The sequence below is a fragment of the Flavobacterium sp. CG_9.1 genome, assembly GCF_015751645.1.
GTDB lineage: Bacteria > Bacteroidota > Bacteroidia > Flavobacteriales > Flavobacteriaceae > Flavobacterium > Flavobacterium xanthum.
The window spans coordinates 62257-78515 of sequence record NZ_JADOVC010000009.1 but is presented as its reverse complement, the minus strand read 5'-3'; the positions used below and the strand labels follow the sequence as shown (position 1 = coordinate 78515).

The 16259-nt window shown below is 35.3% G+C and carries 12 protein-coding genes and 1 tRNA gene; 5 read left to right on the top strand and 8 right to left on the bottom strand.

Annotation, left to right across the window (positions count from 1 at the left end; genetic code table 11):
* Positions 1–89: 89 nt before the first annotated feature.
* From IWX83_RS06835 to IWX83_RS06825, 3 genes are all read right to left on the bottom strand, one after another.
* Positions 90–1922 (bottom strand): endonuclease, encoded by a 1833-nt coding sequence (locus IWX83_RS06835; protein WP_196828571.1) that lies wholly within the window; start codon positions 1920–1922, stop codon positions 90–92.
* A gap of 350 nt (positions 1923–2272) precedes the next feature.
* Positions 2273–4117: an endonuclease gene (locus tag IWX83_RS06830; protein WP_196828569.1), complete on the bottom strand. Its 1845-nt coding sequence runs from the start codon at positions 4115–4117 to the stop codon at positions 2273–2275.
* Positions 4118–4268: 151 nt separating this feature from the next.
* Positions 4269–5795 (bottom strand): right-handed parallel beta-helix repeat-containing protein, encoded by a 1527-nt coding sequence (locus IWX83_RS06825; RefSeq protein WP_196828567.1) that lies wholly within the window; start codon positions 5793–5795, stop codon positions 4269–4271.
* Positions 5796–5911: 116 nt separating this feature from the next.
* On the opposite strand from IWX83_RS06825, the gene IWX83_RS06820 reads away from it, so the two are divergent.
* The 5 genes from IWX83_RS06820 to IWX83_RS06800 all read left to right on the top strand — a co-directional run bounded on the left by IWX83_RS06820 (position 5912) and on the right by IWX83_RS06800 (position 9984).
* Positions 5912–6349 (top strand): PaaI family thioesterase, encoded by a 438-nt coding sequence (locus tag IWX83_RS06820; protein WP_196828565.1) that lies wholly within the window; start codon positions 5912–5914, stop codon positions 6347–6349.
* 126 nt (positions 6350–6475) lie between these two features.
* The gene (locus tag IWX83_RS06815; RefSeq protein WP_196828563.1) at positions 6476–7555 is read left to right on the top strand and encodes an isochorismate synthase; all 1080 of its coding nucleotides are present in this window, start codon (positions 6476–6478) and stop codon (positions 7553–7555) included.
* Positions 7556–7607: 52 nt separating this feature from the next.
* A complete protein-coding gene (bshB1, locus tag IWX83_RS06810) occupies positions 7608–8324 on the top strand; it encodes a bacillithiol biosynthesis deacetylase BshB1 (RefSeq protein WP_196828561.1) in 717 nt (238 codons plus the stop codon).
* Positions 8325–8399: 75 nt separating this feature from the next.
* A tRNA-His gene (locus IWX83_RS06805) sits at positions 8400–8475 on the top strand.
* Positions 8476–8787: 312 nt separating this feature from the next.
* Entirely contained in the window at positions 8788–9984 is a 1197-nt protein-coding gene (locus tag IWX83_RS06800; RefSeq protein ID WP_196828559.1) for a PAS domain-containing sensor histidine kinase, read from the top strand.
* A 188-nt stretch (positions 9985–10172) separates the two neighbouring features.
* Here IWX83_RS06800 and IWX83_RS06795 read toward each other — a convergent pair whose 3' ends face one another.
* The 5 genes from IWX83_RS06795 to IWX83_RS06775 all read right to left on the bottom strand — a co-directional run bounded on the left by IWX83_RS06795 (position 10173) and on the right by IWX83_RS06775 (position 16251).
* Positions 10173–11186 carry a M28 family metallopeptidase gene (locus IWX83_RS06795; RefSeq protein WP_073353400.1) on the bottom strand — a complete coding sequence of 338 codons (1014 nt, stop codon included), beginning with the start codon at positions 11184–11186 and terminating at the stop codon, positions 10173–10175.
* 4 nt (positions 11187–11190) lie between these two features.
* A complete protein-coding gene (locus tag IWX83_RS06790) occupies positions 11191–12204 on the bottom strand; it encodes a DUF3667 domain-containing protein (protein ID WP_196828557.1) in 1014 nt (337 codons plus the stop codon).
* A gap of 100 nt (positions 12205–12304) precedes the next feature.
* Positions 12305–13075 (bottom strand): dienelactone hydrolase family protein, encoded by a 771-nt coding sequence (locus tag IWX83_RS06785; protein ID WP_196828555.1) that lies wholly within the window; start codon positions 13073–13075, stop codon positions 12305–12307.
* Between the two features lie 112 nt (positions 13076–13187).
* A complete protein-coding gene (locus IWX83_RS06780) occupies positions 13188–15386 on the bottom strand; it encodes a penicillin acylase family protein (RefSeq protein WP_196828553.1) in 2199 nt (732 codons plus the stop codon).
* A 1-nt stretch (position 15387) separates the two neighbouring features.
* Complete coding sequence (locus IWX83_RS06775) at positions 15388–16251, bottom strand: cyanophycinase (RefSeq protein WP_196828551.1); 864 nt, start codon at positions 16249–16251, stop codon at positions 15388–15390.
* Between the last annotated feature and the right edge of the window lie 8 nt (positions 16252–16259).

Genomic DNA, 16259 nt, shown 5'->3' with positions numbered 1-16259 from the left:
TGTGTAGTTTGTTGTATTGCGGTGCAAATTTAAACAATTAAGATTAAATTTTGGCTATAAAAAAAGCGGCAAATTTGCCGCTTTTTGAATTAGTTGATTATTAATTTTTTTATGACTGAATCCGAATCGATAGTAACGCGAACTAAGTATGTTCCTTTCGCAATGTTCGGCACCGTAATTTCTGATTTGGTGCTGTTTTCTTCGCTGTAAATTTTCTGGCCAATGATAGAATAAATTTCAATAGAATACATTTTATTCGAATGATTGACAGAGAAAGTTCCATGCGATGGATTTGGATAAATAACAATTGCATCCATATCTAAAATAGTTTCTGGTTTCGACTCTTTTGCAACGATGCGACTTCCTAAATTGTTACACGTGTCTGAAGTGTAAGAATCCCATTGGGTTGTTTTATTGAAAGTAGTTGTAGGAGAAGTAACAGTAGCTTTTCTTCGAAGGGTTTGATCCGCTGCAAAGTTTGCCGTTCCGCCATTAAAAGTTCCAATGATGTCAATTAAGATACCATTTTTGAATAAACCTACAGCATCATTTCCATTAAAAGCCATCTCAGTTGCCGATGTAGAAATGTTTGCAGCGCTTATTGGATAACAACCGGACGCCATTAAACTGTTTACGATAGTAAATTTACTTACATTATTTAACGTTCCAGTTAATGCTAATCCTGCACTCCAAGCACCGGCTCCATTCGTTTGTTTTTTGATACTGTAAATTGATAAATTAATTGCAGCACCCGTTGCATTTGAAATCTCCAATGCTTTATTATTCGAAGAACCTTCAATATATTCTGAGAATAACAAATCAGTCGCAGTAGAACCGCTTGCAGTTGTTGTAACGTTCAGAGTGTTACTTGAAGCAGAAATATTTCCTGCTGCATCTTTAGCCTTTACAGTGAAAGCGTAAGTTGTTGAAGCTGTTAATCCAGTAATAGTAGTGGAAAGTCCAGTTACCGTTGCTTTTAAAGCGCTGTTCATATAAACATTATAGCCAGTTACAGCAGTGTTGTCCGTTGATCCTGACCAATTTAATGAAATGGAGTTCGTTGTTTTTGTAGTGGATACTAGGTTAGCTGGAGCAGTTGGAACTTGTGTATCACCTGTTGGGTTCCATATTGCTTGTACATATTCCGGATGGTCAATAAAAGGATTTCTATTTTTTTGGATTGCATATATAGCATTGTTGCGTGCTATTTCTCTCGCGCTAACTGGATCTTGATTGTGCCAAGAAATAAGTAAATTTAAAAATGCTGTAGTAAATACTTGGTTACTTGAGTTATTAAACATAGCATAAGAATATCCTGCAACAGTATTTTCATAACGGGTTGCAAAATAAAAGTACATCCGTGCAATATCCCCTTTGAATTCGCTAATTGGCTCAAAAATAGGTCCGGAATAACCAGAAGTTGTGCTTGCTCCAAGTTTACTTCCATTCAAAGAAGTCCAAGTTGCAGATGTTACCGGTCCGTGTGGATAATTAGAACGCTGCCCGTTTACTTTTCCATCTGTAGGGGTGATAAAATGCGCATCGGAAACCATTGGTGCAGCAGAATTAAATGTCGATTGTGGAATAATGTGTTCTCTGTTATAGCAATCGCCTTCTACGCTATAGGTGCCACATCTTTGAGTTGTTCCCGCAGAGTAATTGTAAGGATCTGTGGCGGTTGGTTTTTCAGAATACATGTCTAAAATTGTACCGTCATTTTCGTAGTAATAATCCCTGTCTGATGTTTGGTAAATTGTGTATAAACCTGCGTAACCGTTATCATTGTGGCCTTTTATAATGTTGTATAACTGTGTTTTTAAGGTGTAGCCAGTTCCAGTCGAAGTGGCGTAATAGCCAGTTGGTACTTGCGCGATACCAGCTGTTACAACAAGAAGTAATAATGTAGAGTAGATTTTTTTCATAGGGTAATTTTATTTGGTTAATTTGGGGTTACTTTCAGGCAATAAAGCTTTATTTTTAATTTTTATTTTACTGAAGTTGCGCAAATTTATAACTTTTATTGTGTTTTTGTTAAGGAATTATGAATTTTATTATGATTTTCTTAACATAAATAGCAGCGTTGAAATAAAATATATTTTACTAATATTTTTTGGAAAATGGCAATTTAAATGGCAATTTAAATTACGGTCTAAAGTCGGATTAGTTTTCTAAGCCTATTATTGACAAGAGATTAAGAAGTTAAAATTCGGTATTTTGGGTCTAAAAAAAGCGGCAATAAATGCCGCTTCCCCCATATTATTTGTTTTATTAATTAATTCACAATTAGTTTTTTAGTACTAGATTGCGTGTTGCTTGTGATCTTAATCACGTATACTCCTTTTTGTAGATTGTTTACGGTAACAGCCGAGCTGTTAGTAAAATCTTTTTCAAAAACTTTTTGACCTAAAACTGAAAATACTTGAACGTTGTAGTTTTCATTTGGATTTTCGAAATTTATTTTGAAGTTACCGTTTGATGGATTTGGATAGATTGTAAAAGCACTAGCCTCAAAATCATCGTTGGATAAAGTAGCTAAGGAATGACTTCCAATCCCATTACAAGTATCTTTGGCATAAAGATCCCATTCTGTTGCTTTATTGAAAGTTGTGTTTGGTGCAACAATACTTGGTTTTCTTCTTAGCGTTTCATCAGCAGCAAAATTTGATGCTCCTCCGCTAAATGTTCCAATAATATCGATTAGGATCCCATTTTTAAACAAGCCCATTGGGTCATTACCGTTAAAAGCTTCTTGAGCAGATGATAAGTTGGCACCAGAGGCTGTATAACAACTAACGGCAATTTGTGGATCAACTAAAACGAATACAGCTCCTGAGTTAAGCGTTCCAGTCAAACTTAATCCAGCGCTCCATGCTCCAGCACCATTAGATTGTTTTCTAATGGAGTACCCTGTCAAGTCAACTGCAGCTCCAGTGAAATTGGCAATTTCTAATGCTTTGTTAAAACTGCTTCCTTCAACATATTCTGAAAAGAATAGCTCTGTAGCTACGGATCCTCCTGCTGGGGTAGCAGTAGTTGTTCCTGTTACTGTTGCACTCCCTACAGATGAGTTTCTCTCATCGTCTCTCGTAATGATATAAAAGTTGTAAGTAGTAGAAGCTAATAAACCAGAAACAGTTGCGGTTAATCCAGTTTCAGTGGATTTAAAAGTGCCGTTTACATATATATCATACCCTTTAACAGCTATATTGTCTGAGGCTGCAGACCAAGTTAATCTTGCTGAATTTGAAGTAATGTCAGTCACTGCTAAATTTGTAGCAGCAGTAGGAGCTTCTGTATCTGTAGGTTCTGTAGTCCAAACAGCTGTTACATAACTTGGATTGTCAATATAAGGATTTCTGTTGTTTTGACGTGCATAAATGGCGTTGTTACGCGTAATTTCTCTAACACTTACTGGATCTTGATTGTGCCAAGCCAACAATTGATTTAGAAATGCTGTGGTAAATACTTTATTAGTTGAGTTATTGAACATTGGGTAATTGTATCCGGCAACTGTATTTTCATAACGAGTGGCAAAATAGAAATACATTCTGGCAATATCCCCTTTGAATTCATCAATGGGTTCAAAAACAAGACCTGAATAACCAGCAGTTGTACTGGCTCCAAGTTTACTTCCGTTAAGAGTAGTTTGAGTTGCAGTTGCTACTACAGAATGGGGATAATTGGATCGGATTCCGTTCACTTCTCCGTCAGTAGGAGTAATAAAATGCGCATCCGAAACCATTGGTGATGCTTCGCTAAATATAGATTGTGGAATAATGTGTTCTCGATTGTAACAATCTCCCTCTTTAGCGTAACCACTAGATCCGCATCGCTGTTCAGTTGCAATGCTGTACGTGTATGGATCTGTTCCCGCTGGATTCTCGGAATACATGTCTAAAACCGAACCATCTTTTTCAAAGAAATTATCAATATCTGACGTTTCATAGGTAATATATAATCCTGCGTACGTTTGTACCGTATGGTCTTTTATAATATTGTACAATTGAGTTTTCAACGTATAACCTGTTCCTCTGGCATTTGCATAGTAGCCATCTGGCGCTTGTGCAAAACCAGCTGTAAAAATAAATAATAAAAGTAAAGAGTAGATTTGTTTCATAGTTTAATTCTTGGTTTAATTTGGTTTTAAAATGAATTTTTATGTTATAATCGGAATTTGGTCAAAACTACTATTTATATCACAGATTCATGTTACTAGATGTTTAATTAAATGAAGTGTTTTTTTATATGCAGTTAATAATTACTGTTTTCTATTTAGGAAAGGCTTTGCTTTGATACGCTCCTAAATCAGGGGGTAGCGTTCTAGTAGTTCCTAAAATATCTAAGGGAATCAAATAAACCGAATTCCCTTTTGCGAAAGCGGAAGAAGTTGCATCAATGTTCAATTTATGCTGTGGAACACTCAAAAATTTAGGGTCTTTATTCAAAATTATACCATTATAATGTGCTGTGTCAGTAGTAAATTGATAATTGGGATTGGTGGTAAATGGGTTGGACACGTTGTCAAATTTGATGAGACAATGGTTGAATTGGTATTCAAAAGTAGCTTCACTTTTTTTATTCAAAATCATCTCATTTGAATAGGAGCCATAAATGATACAATTATTAAAAGCAGTAGCAGTCAGATCTCGCGTTTCAGGAATTGCTCCCGTAATATTGTTGCTAATAAAAACGGCCACTTGTTGTGAACTATTCCAATTATTGTTGAAAGTACAATGAGAGAATTTATAATTTCCTCCATACGTGCAAGCTAAACTCGCTTGTCCAGCATTGTTAATGACTACGTTTTCGGCATTGATATTTGCGGTCTGCGCCAAAATTCCATAGTTTGCTGAGTTGTAAATTTGTGTATTTTTGATTGATACTGTGGTGCCATCATTATTTTGAATCAACAAGCCAATGGTCGCATTTTTTATGGTGAGGTTTTTTATTGTGTTATTGGTGCTGCCGTCAGTAAGCCAAATCGTTCCCCATTGTCCTGGTACGTTTGAAAAATTAGGTTCTAAACGATCGCCTTCAAAAATAACTTCGTTTTCGAGCTTGTCCATTGTAGAAAGTGCTCCATTGACTTGTATCGAAGCTTTATTGGCTACAATAAGTCCAGAATTAGCATGAAAATGCACTCTAGTTCCGGCTTCAAAAGTGGCTGTTTTATTCGAAGGAATGGCTGCATACCCATAAATCACATACGGTTTGTCATTTTTGAATTCCAATTCATTTCCATTCACAGGATCATTTTCGTCCAGATAAAACCCATCTATTTTTTCGTTACCAATAGGAAGTGTTTCCGTCGTTCCATCGGCAAAACGGTTGGGGTATAAGAAAACGGCATCTTGAATCAGTGTTACTAGTTCTACATTTTGTAGGTTTTCGCCACTGTCAAACTGAATTTGATCCGTATATAAAAAATCAGTTGGATTTGCATCTGCAATATTAGCGGTAGTTTCTATAAAAATATACAAACTGTCTTTGGCTAAAAGGTCTACGTTGTTAAAAATTTTCCCTTCTGTTCCCTGCATTCCGTCAACGGACATACGGTATTTAGAATTCAATCCTTTGCCTAAACTAATACTTGGGATAGTAATGTCATTCTTACTTTTATTGTACACTTTGAGTCGGTACGTGCTAGAACCAATATTCGAGAATACGGTGTCCAGGTAAATTGTGTCTTTGGAAAACTCTAAATCACCGGTGCTGGCTACGGTCTCAAAATCAGAGCGACAGGAACATACCGCAAGTACAATTGCAATTAAAAACAATATTATTCTAGGACGCATCTCGTTATATTTTTTGTAAAAATAGGAAAAATCTATTTTCGAAATTAGAATAACAATTGTATTTACTGTTTTGTGACTTATCTTTTAATTAATTTTACATTTTAAAAGCCAATAACATGACATTCGACAAAGAAAAAATACTGCAGTATTGCAATCACGTTTCTAAAAATACTTTAATGCAAACACTAGGTATTGAATATACTGACGCAGGAGAAGATTTTTTAGTAGCTACAATGCCCGTTAATCCTTCTGTACATCAGCCAATGGGATTATTGCACGGTGGAGCATCGGTGGCTTTAGCAGAAAGTGTAGGCAGTGCCGCTTCTATGCTTTATGTAAATTCTGAACTAAGCGAGGTGCGCGGAATTGAAATTTCAGCCAATCATTTGAAAGCTAAACGAGACGGAATTGTAACGGCAACCGCTAAGATTGTCCATAAAGGAAGAAGTATTCACCTTTGGGAAATACGAATTACAGATGAAAAGAATGCTTTAATTTCGCTTTGCAAATTAACCAATATGATTTTGCCAAAAAGAAAAAGCGGAGATAAATAGTAGCATTTTATTTGTGACTAAAGCCAAAAAGAAATGTAAGGAAAAGTACTAAAATGGTTTTGACAAAAATCTGGCAGATGATAAAACCCTTATTTTCAATAGAATTTATATTTTAAAATAGTAGAAATGATTGATTTTTTTATAAAAGTAAAACAGCAAAAAGCTCAAAATTTGCCTTTTGTATTGTATCGGAAACCAAATAATATCAAATTAATTGGTTTTTTTCAAAATAACGATCACTTATATTTTGCCGAGAATTTTGAGGAGACGGGATTTGTTTTCGCTCCTTTTCAAGGAAGCCAAATGATATTGATTCCCAGAAATCAATCGGTAAAATGGGAAACACTGGTACCTTCTTCTGATCAAAATAATGCCTTGGATTTCATAGATTCAAAAGATATTCAAGCCAAAGAACATTTTGAAGGGCTGGTGCAAAAGGGAATTGACGCTATTGCAAAAGGGACTTTGAAAAAAGTAGTAGTGTCTCGGGAAGAAATTGTCAATGTGTCAAATTTTGATTTAGTTTCAATTTTCGAAAAATTAATTCAAAATTATCCCACTGCTTTTTGCTATTGCTGGTTTCATCCCAAAATAGGTTTATGGATGGGCGCTTCACCGGAGCGATTACTGAAGGCCAATTCAGATACTTTTTATACAATGTCATTAGCAGGTACGCAAAAAATCCAGCCTTCAAAAGAAGTAGTTTGGGAAAAAAAGGAAATAGAAGAGCAGCAGTTTGTTACTGATTTTATTTTGAATAATTTAAAGGATTTGACATCAGAAGTAGCTGTATCTAGTCCGTACACTGCACAAGCTGGAACTTTAGCACACATTAAAACAGACATTGAAGGCGTAATTAATGAGCATTCAAGCTTGAAAGAAGTTGTTTCTGTTTTGCATCCAACGCCTGCCGTATGTGGATTACCTAAGGAAGTCGCTAAAAATTTTATTTTAGAAAATGAAGGTTATGACCGAGAATATTATACCGGTTTTTTAGGTGAATTAAACAAAGAAGGATTCAGTACTGGAGAAATAAAATCAGATTTGTATGTGAATTTGCGATGCATGCAAATCAAAGAGGATTCGAAACGCGCAATCACTCATGCGCATTTGTATGTAGGCTGTGGTATTACAAAAGATAGCATTCCAGAAAATGAATGGAAGGAAAGCGTGAATAAATCTGCTACAATGAAACAAGTGTTGTAGTAGATTCCATTTAGATAATTAGTAAGGTTCTATATTAAAAAAAACAAATAAAATGAAATTAGATATATTGGCTTTTGGTGCGCATCCTGATGATGTGGAATTGGGTTGTGCAGGAACCATTTTAAAAGAAATCTCGTTGGGGAAAACGGTGGGAATAATTGATTTAACCCGTGGCGAATTAGGAACTCGCGGATCTGCTGCCATAAGAGATCAGGAAGCTAATGCTGCTGCAAAAATTTTGGGAGTTTCTGTACGTGAAAATTTAGAAATGCGAGATGGGTTTTTTGTCAATGATGAAAAGCATCAATTGGAAATCATAAAAATGATTCGGAAATACCAGCCTGAAATTGTTTTGTGTAATGCAATTGATGACCGACATATTGATCATGCTAAAGGAAGCAAGCTAGTTTCAGATGCTTGTTTTTTATCTGGATTGATGAAAATAGAAACCACAGTAGCGGGAGAGAAGCAGACTGCCTGGAGACCTAAAATTGTATATCATTACATTCAATGGAAAAATATAGAGCCTGATTTTGTGGTTGACATTACGGGTTTTACAGATAAAAAGATTGCAGCAATCTTGGCTTACAGTTCTCAGTTTTATGATGCCAATTCGAACGAGCCAGAGTCTCCAATTACGAGTAAAAACTTCTTGGAAAGCCTGAATTACCGTTCTAGAGATTTGGGACGGCTTTCTGGAGTAGAACATGCAGAAGGTTTTACAGTAGAAAGATATTTGGCAGTCAATAGCTTAGGAGATTTGATCTAAAATAGATGTAAATTTTTAAAAAAATTATTTGCAAAAGTAAACTTATGTTGTATATTTGCCACCGCTAAGCAGTATGGTGGTTGTAGCTCAGTTGGTTAGAGCATCGGTTTGTGGTACCGAGGGTCGCGGGTTCGAGCCCCGTCTCCCACCCAAAAAGGTAAAAGCCTCTCAGAAATGAGAGGCTTTTTTTGTGGATTAAAGTTTCGTGAGATTGTAGCTCATTCACTATCGGTTTGAACCTAGTAAAAGAGAATAAAATCATGTTAACATCAATTAAATTATTTTGAATTGTATGATTCATTAGATTAATAGAATAGCTATTTCAGTCTATATTGACCCGTTAGGTTTTATATTCTTTGTATTAAAGCAATCGTATTTTCTTTTGTTTATCTTTGAGCGCTCTAGACAATCAAATCAATTGATAATAAGCTTTCAAAATTTAAAATATTATTTATATAATTCAATGGAAAACGAGAAAATAAATGCTAAAATTCTTAAAAAGAAATACATTCCAACAGCTGAGTTTTATAGCCAAATAATTGATAGTTTACAAGATTATTCGATTTTCACTCTCGATAATGAATTTATAATAAATAGCTGGAGTTCTGGAGCTGCAAAAATTTTCGGTTATGAATCGGATGAAATTATAGGAGAAAGTTTTGATATAATTTTCACGGAAGAAGATATAAAAGATGGTATTCCGCAAACCGAAATTCAAGCTGCGCTATCAGAGGGGAGAGCTACAGATAATAGATGGCATATTTGTAAGGACAAAGAAGTGTTTTATGCTTACGGTTTGGTTTTTCCACTCATTGGTGTGGACGGCGAAAGGTTGGGATTTGTTAAAATTCTGCGCGATCTGACGGAACGAAAAAAATCAGAAGATGCCATCAAGAAGTATGTTAAAGAACTGGAAGATCTAAATGCACACAAAGAAAATGTACTTGCAATTGTATCCCACGACTTAAGAAGTCCATTATCTGGAATTATAGGAACGGCAGAATATTTGAAAACAAATTTTGACCGATTAGAATCCAAGAAAGCAAAAGAAATGCTCGATTTAGTTCATAAAACTGCAGTCGATGAGTTAAATATGCTAGACAATTTAGTTGAATGGGCTAGAATAAAGTATGCATCTGAAGTGTTTTCTCCAACAAAAATTACCCCTTTTACTTATGTACAAAAGGTTTTTGATTCTTTACGAGAATCAGCCTCTTTGAATTCTATCACTCTTTGCAATAAAATCGAAGCAGATACTAGTGTTTTTGCAGATGGAAAAATGATACTTTCTGTTTTTCAAAATATAATTTCTAATGCCATCAAGCATTCTTTACCTGGAGGGGAAATTACCGTTTTGGCGAAAATTGAAACAGAAAAAGTAATAATTCAGATAAAGGATTCCGGAATTGGAATGTCTAAAGAGGTAGTAGAAAAACTTTTTACGCCTCAAATGAGTACACTTTCAAAAGCAAGAAAAGATAACAAAGGTGCTGGAATAGGCTTGTTATTGGTCAAGGGATTTCTAGAAAAGAATGATGGCGAAATATGGGTTGAAAGTGTGGAGGGAATTGGTTCTTCTTTTTATTTTTCGCTGCCGTTGGAGGAATCCTTATTTAAGATTAACAGTTCAGACAAAATTGAATTTGACGAAAGAGTCTAATCCATACGTGACAAAAAAAAAGCTTTGAAGTGATTCAAAGCTTTTTTTTATGGGTCTTTTGTTTGCATAAGGGATAGTAAAGGAAATCCTTTATTGTCTCGTTTTTTAACGAGACAATAAAGATTGTAATGGATAGCCCGACCACGCTGTAACGCCAGTGAAAGCGAGGATATGCCCAAATATTCATTCTATTTTTTATCTACAACTGGTCTGTTTTCTCTGTTTGCCAGTTCCCAAGCGGTAACAAAGGCAAACTGCGCTCTTTTGGCTAATGCATCATATTCAATTTTGTCTGGACTGTCCGTTGGTTTATGATAGTCCGCATGTACGCCATTGAAAAGAAAAACAGAAGGAACTCCGTTTTTAGCAAAATTGTAGTGGTCAGATCGCTCATAGAAATGGTTTGGATCTTTTGGGTCGTTGTATTTGTAATCTAAATTCAATTGAGTATATTTTGCGTTTGCAATGGTACAAATGTTGTCTAAATCGGATGACAATCGGTTGGCTCCAATAACATAAACATAATTATTGCTGGTTGCATGGGCTTCATCGCGTCGGCCTATCATATCTATATTGATGTCGGTTATTGTGCTTGCTAGGGGAAATAATGGATTTTCAGAGTAATATCTGGAACCGTGCAAGCCGTGTTCTTCGCCGGTAACATGAAGAAAAAGGATAGAGCGTTTTGGGCCATGCCCTGCTTTTTTAGCAATTTGGAATGCTTGCGCAATTTCAAGTAAAGCAACAGTTCCTGATCCATCATCATCAGCACCATTATAAATTTCTCCATTTTTTGTTCCCACGTGATCGTAGTGCGCTGAAATTACAAGCACTTCATTCGATTTTTCAGATCCTTCAATGTAGGCCCAAACGTTTTCGGAGTCTGCTAAATTTTCGTTGCGTTTTGCATTCAGAAAAGCAGCAGGGATTTTTTGGTAAAAGTCTGAAGCGCCAGTTGGGAAGCTTATGTCGTTTTTCTTGTATTGATCGATGAGGTAAACACCTGCTTTTTTCTGTCCTGCAGATCCAGTTTCACGGCCTTCCATTTCATCGGAAGCCACGATATAAAGATGTGTTTTTAATTCGTCAGCAGTAATTGTATTCATGTATTTTGTTGGTTCCACCTGAGCGAAACTGCTTTTTTGTGAGGCACAACTTAAGGTTAAAATGGTGAACAGACTTAATAAAGAGATTTTTTTCATTTTTTTAATGTAAATTGATAAAGGTGTAAAGGGCAAAAAGTGTTAAAATTATAATTATAAGAACTATATTAATAAAGAATAATACACTGCTTTTTAGAAACGAAATAAATCTTGTTTCACCATAAAAGCAGTGATGTGCAGGGTAAAAATAGTAAACCATCCATCCAATTCCGATAAAATTAATAATTATTTGTAGAAATGAAGCAAAATTGGATTTCTGAAAAAAGGATAGTCCTTCGTTAATCAGGAACAATAGTAATAGGATTAATAATAAGAAAGAGAAATAATGTAAGGTAAAAATGCCGTGATCAAAATAAAACCATTGTTTTTTATTTTGGAATAACAAAAGAAAAAGAGCAAAAAGCGGCATGTAAATGAAAAGAACTTTGGGTAAGTTGTGCGTGAAAGAACTAATGAATTTTTTAATAATTTCTGCTTGAGTGTTTTCTTCTTTGACAGTTTGAATTTTTTTAATAATCCAATAGTTGAAATCAGAAAGTTTTTCTTCTTCAGTGGCATTTTGTTGGATTGAGTCTAATTGTGCTACGGAGTCATATCCCACATTAAATAATTGATCTTCATCGTTTGATGCAGTTTGGGTGTTTTTAATTGAATCATTTTTGGAAATAATATTTTGAAAAGATTTATTTCTAGTGGTAATACTAGGCTCTTTTTGTATATTTTTCTCTGCTGTATTACTATTGTTTGGAAAAAGGGCTATTATTAAAAAGGTAATAAAGCTGATAAAAATGTAAAGTCGAACGGGAGCTAAATAAGAAAGTCGTTTTCCAGAAAGGTATTCTTTAGTCAACGCAGCAGGTTTGAATAAAAGATTTTTTATAGTGCGCCAAAAAGCATTATCATAATGTGTTAAATCCTCAAAAAAATGGATAAAGAGGTGGTGAAACGTCTTTCTGGTATCGGTATTTTCTTGTCCACAATTAGGACAGAATTTATTTTCTACCACATATCTGCAATTAAGGCAGGTTTTGTCGTTTCGGATTTTACTTTTTGACATAAAAAAACAGTATAAATTCTATGATTTTGTTAAATTTCAAGATATAAAACTAATAAAAATCTACAACTTATACTGTTTTTGAAAAAAAATCTGCGTTAAATTATTTCAAAACTTCTTTTAAGAAGGAATTCATGCGTTCCCATGATCGTTTAGCGGCCTGTTCATTGTAAGCAGCGCCTTTGGAATTATCGTTTCCTGCTTCTGGATCTGTAAAGGCATGAACAGAATTAGCATAATAAATCATTTCCCAATCTGCTTTTGTATCACGCATTTCTTGTTGAAAAGCAGCAACTTCTGTAGCTGGAACGTAGGTGTCATCGGCACCATGTAAAACTAAAACCTTTGCAGTTATTGGATTGTTAATGCGGGAAGCATCACGTCCTAAACCGCCATGAAAAGAAACTACTCCTTGGATTTTCATTCCAGCTCTCGCTGCTTCAAGCACGCCTGTTCCTCCAAAGCAATATCCTATTACAACAATGTTATTAGGATTAGCTCCTGCTTTTACTAATTGGTCTAAAGCGAGTTGGATGCGTCTGTGATAATCAGCAACATTGTTTTTGTAAAAACCAGCTTGTTTTCCTGCTTCCTGTGTAGTTGTTGGATAATTTCCTTCACCATAAATATCAGCGACGAAGGCATAATATCCCATTTTAGAAAGCTTTGCTGCGGATTCTTTTGCATGCGTATCGATCCCTTTCCAGGCGGGAAGAATTAGAATACCAGGGTTCGTTTTGTTTCCTTTCTTTGGAGCAACTGACAATCCATTTAATTTTTGATTTCCATCCGTATATTTTACTGCTTTAAGTTGGGCAAATGCACCATTGGAGAACAATAATAATCCTAAAAGAATAAAAAGAGTATTTTTCATAATTGTTATTTTTAATGATACAAATTTCTTAATTAAGCAGTTATGAAAGTAAGACTTTAATTTTTTTATCTTATCACTGTATTTTGAATTCTTATAGTGAAGAACAGAATGTTTATTCGCCAGGATGATAGCTTCGCTCGGCATTTTTTTGTACCTCGTCTTTATAAAACAATACTTCTTTGAATTGTCCTTTTCGATACCGATCTGCTTGGTCGTAAAAATGTTTTGATTTTGGATCACCGCTATTTCCGCCTGCAAGTAATGATTTGGCTTTTACTTTTGGTCCAAATTCTACCGCGCATACAAAACTATTGCCGTTAAATCCATAGCGTTTTTTGGTGTCTTGGTAGGAACTTTTATAAGCAGGTAAGCTCCCCCAAATTGCAGGGCCATAAGCAATGGGTAGGCTTTCTAAAGCATCATTATAAATCAGATTAATTTCTCCCGAACTTCTCTGGAACCGATTCATTTCTCCCCAAGGAATCTGCCAGCTTCCAAATTTTATTTTCAATTCGTCGACAACCATTTTTAGTTGAGGAATCAATTGTTCAGGAAGTGCATTTTTTGCAAAATTACGGGTATTTTCTACTTGGTCCATTTCACCTTCGTCAATGTATACTTTTTGAATAATCTTATCCAATTTATAACCCCATTCAATGGCTAATGTGGTTGCAACAGAATTTTCTTTGGCATAATAATCCCAATTTTTTAACTGGCTGATCGGTTCAATTAATTCATTATATAGTGCATCTTCTGTACTAATATTTTTTTCAAAACTGGAGATTAACGAGGGGATTAGAACTTCGAATGCCGTTAGTTTAGTATCGTATCCGTCAGCAATTACTTTATCTAATGTATATTTAGTTCCTTTGCTTAATAATCGCACCGCATTTAATCCTCTAAAGCTTTCTCCGTCAGGCGCCATATAAGGAAGATAATTTTCTTTTTTTGGACTATGGTCTCCAGCTGCAGTGTAAGGGGTAGAGTTGCAGTTTTGTAACCAGCCGTTTATAGGATTATAAGAATGAACGGTTTCTGAAACGTCATGGAGTCCCTTCCATTGTGTTGCTGTTGTCGTGCCGTCCATCACTTTTGACCAGTTTAAATTTTTATCGCGAATGGGAATAAAATTGCCATGCCAGTAGGCAATGTTTCCCTCTTTGTCAGCATAAACGGTGTTGTTAGATGTATTGGCTTTTAAATCCATTGCCTTTTTGTAGTCTTCAAAACTTTTCGCTTTGGTACGCACCCAACTTTGTTCTAGACTTTTCATGGAGCGGTTATTTGATTTTAAGCTAATCCATTTCCCATCTCTTTTGGCCATAATTGTACCGTTATTGGTAGCATAAGTTTTGAATGTTTTTGGAATTAGTTTTCCGTTTTCTAGATATTTGATAGTGATCCATTTTTCGATTACGGGTAACAATTTTTTATCGTATTCGTAAAACAGTTTGTTGTTTTTAGTTGTGATTTTTTCTGCGTACATATCGGCTACATCTACATTTGATGAGGTGTGCATCCAGCCACAATTTTCATTAAATCCTTGGTAAATAAAGAATTGTCCCCACGTTACAGCTCCATAAGCGTTTAATCCTTCTTCGCTGCTCATCTGGATTTCTGGTCTGAAATAAAAAGTAGTATGCGGATTAATGTATAAAATAGCATTTCCCGAAGCTGTTTTTGAAGGTGCAATTGCAAATCCGTTTGATCCGGTTTGTACGTCTTTTTCACGTTCGATATAAGCGACTTTATCTGTATTTCCAGAATAAAATGCTTTTAATTCTCCAGTTGTAAGATTAGCGGTACTAATGGCACCAATACTACCATCCGTCCAAAGAAGCGGAAACCATGGTTCAAAATGAGTCAATAAAGCGGGTTTTACTTCGGGATGATTGTTTAGGTAAAAGTTAATGCCATCAGCATAACTATTTAATAATTTTTTCAACCAAGGAGCGGCTTGTATATAATCGGCTTTGGCTTCTTCGGTATCAATTAAAAGTTTAATTTCTAAGTCATTATACAGAACAGCTTGTCCTTTAATTTCGGAAAGGCGTCCAAGTTTTTCGATGTAATTCATTTCTACGCGTTTGAAATCATCTTCACATTGCGCGTATAACATTCCAAAAACAGCATCGGCATCAGTTTTACCGTACACATGAGCAATTCCCCAATTATCTCTAATAATGGTCACTTGTTGAGACCGATTTTTAAGTCTCGCTACTTCTTTAGTACTTGCGTTTTGTGAAAACATTGGAATACTAAAACAAAAAACTAAAACAAGTAATGGTAAATGATTCTTGAAATATTTCATTTTATCGGATTTTAAATTTTTGACCTTGAATATAAACAGCCATTTCTAGGCGTTTGATGCTGACCAAATTGGCCTTTTTGGACTTGGTTATTCCTTTCGGTTTTTTGAACACAATTACTTCGCTATCGCCAGCAATTTCGATTTCTTTATTACGAACAATTAGCGCAGTGCTTTCATCAATACCAATTCCTATGTGTTCTGGAAATTCAACTAAAGCAGTAAGTAAGCGATTGTATCGGCTCCTTTTTAGAAAATGCTGGTCGATAATTACGTTTTTGATTAGACCTAAACCTAAGGAAGTTTCTAGATTTCCGTGCCTGATGTTATCAAAAGTAGCGGAGTATTTAGGTTCTAATTTTTGGTTGCCCGTAATCATGTGCTCGCACATAACCGCAGCTCCAGCGCTGGTTCCCGCTATTGTACTTCCATTTTCATAAGCTCGGTGAATGGCGGTATATGTTGGCGTATTTTTGACCACATCCATAAAACGAGTTTGATCTCCTCCACTAATGAAAATTAGTTTTGCGTTTTGTAAAGAATCGTTCAGCACTTTATTATTGGTTGATGTTGCATCAAAATTCAGCATGATAATTGGATTTGATGTCAGTTTTTGAAATTGTTCCTTAAAATAAATGTAGGCACTATCCGGTTCTTCACTTGACATGGGCAAAACAACCACATAATCTTTTTTCTTCAACTCAGAAATGCTGATTAATTGTGTCATAAGCGCATCTGATCGGTGTCCGCCTCCAATGATGAATAGTTTTCCTTTTGTATTTTGTGCCTGAATGGTGAAGCTGCACAAAAAAGCAAATAAGCTAATTCGAACTTTAAGCGATAGAAAAGAATGTAAATGTTTTTTCATCAGTATTT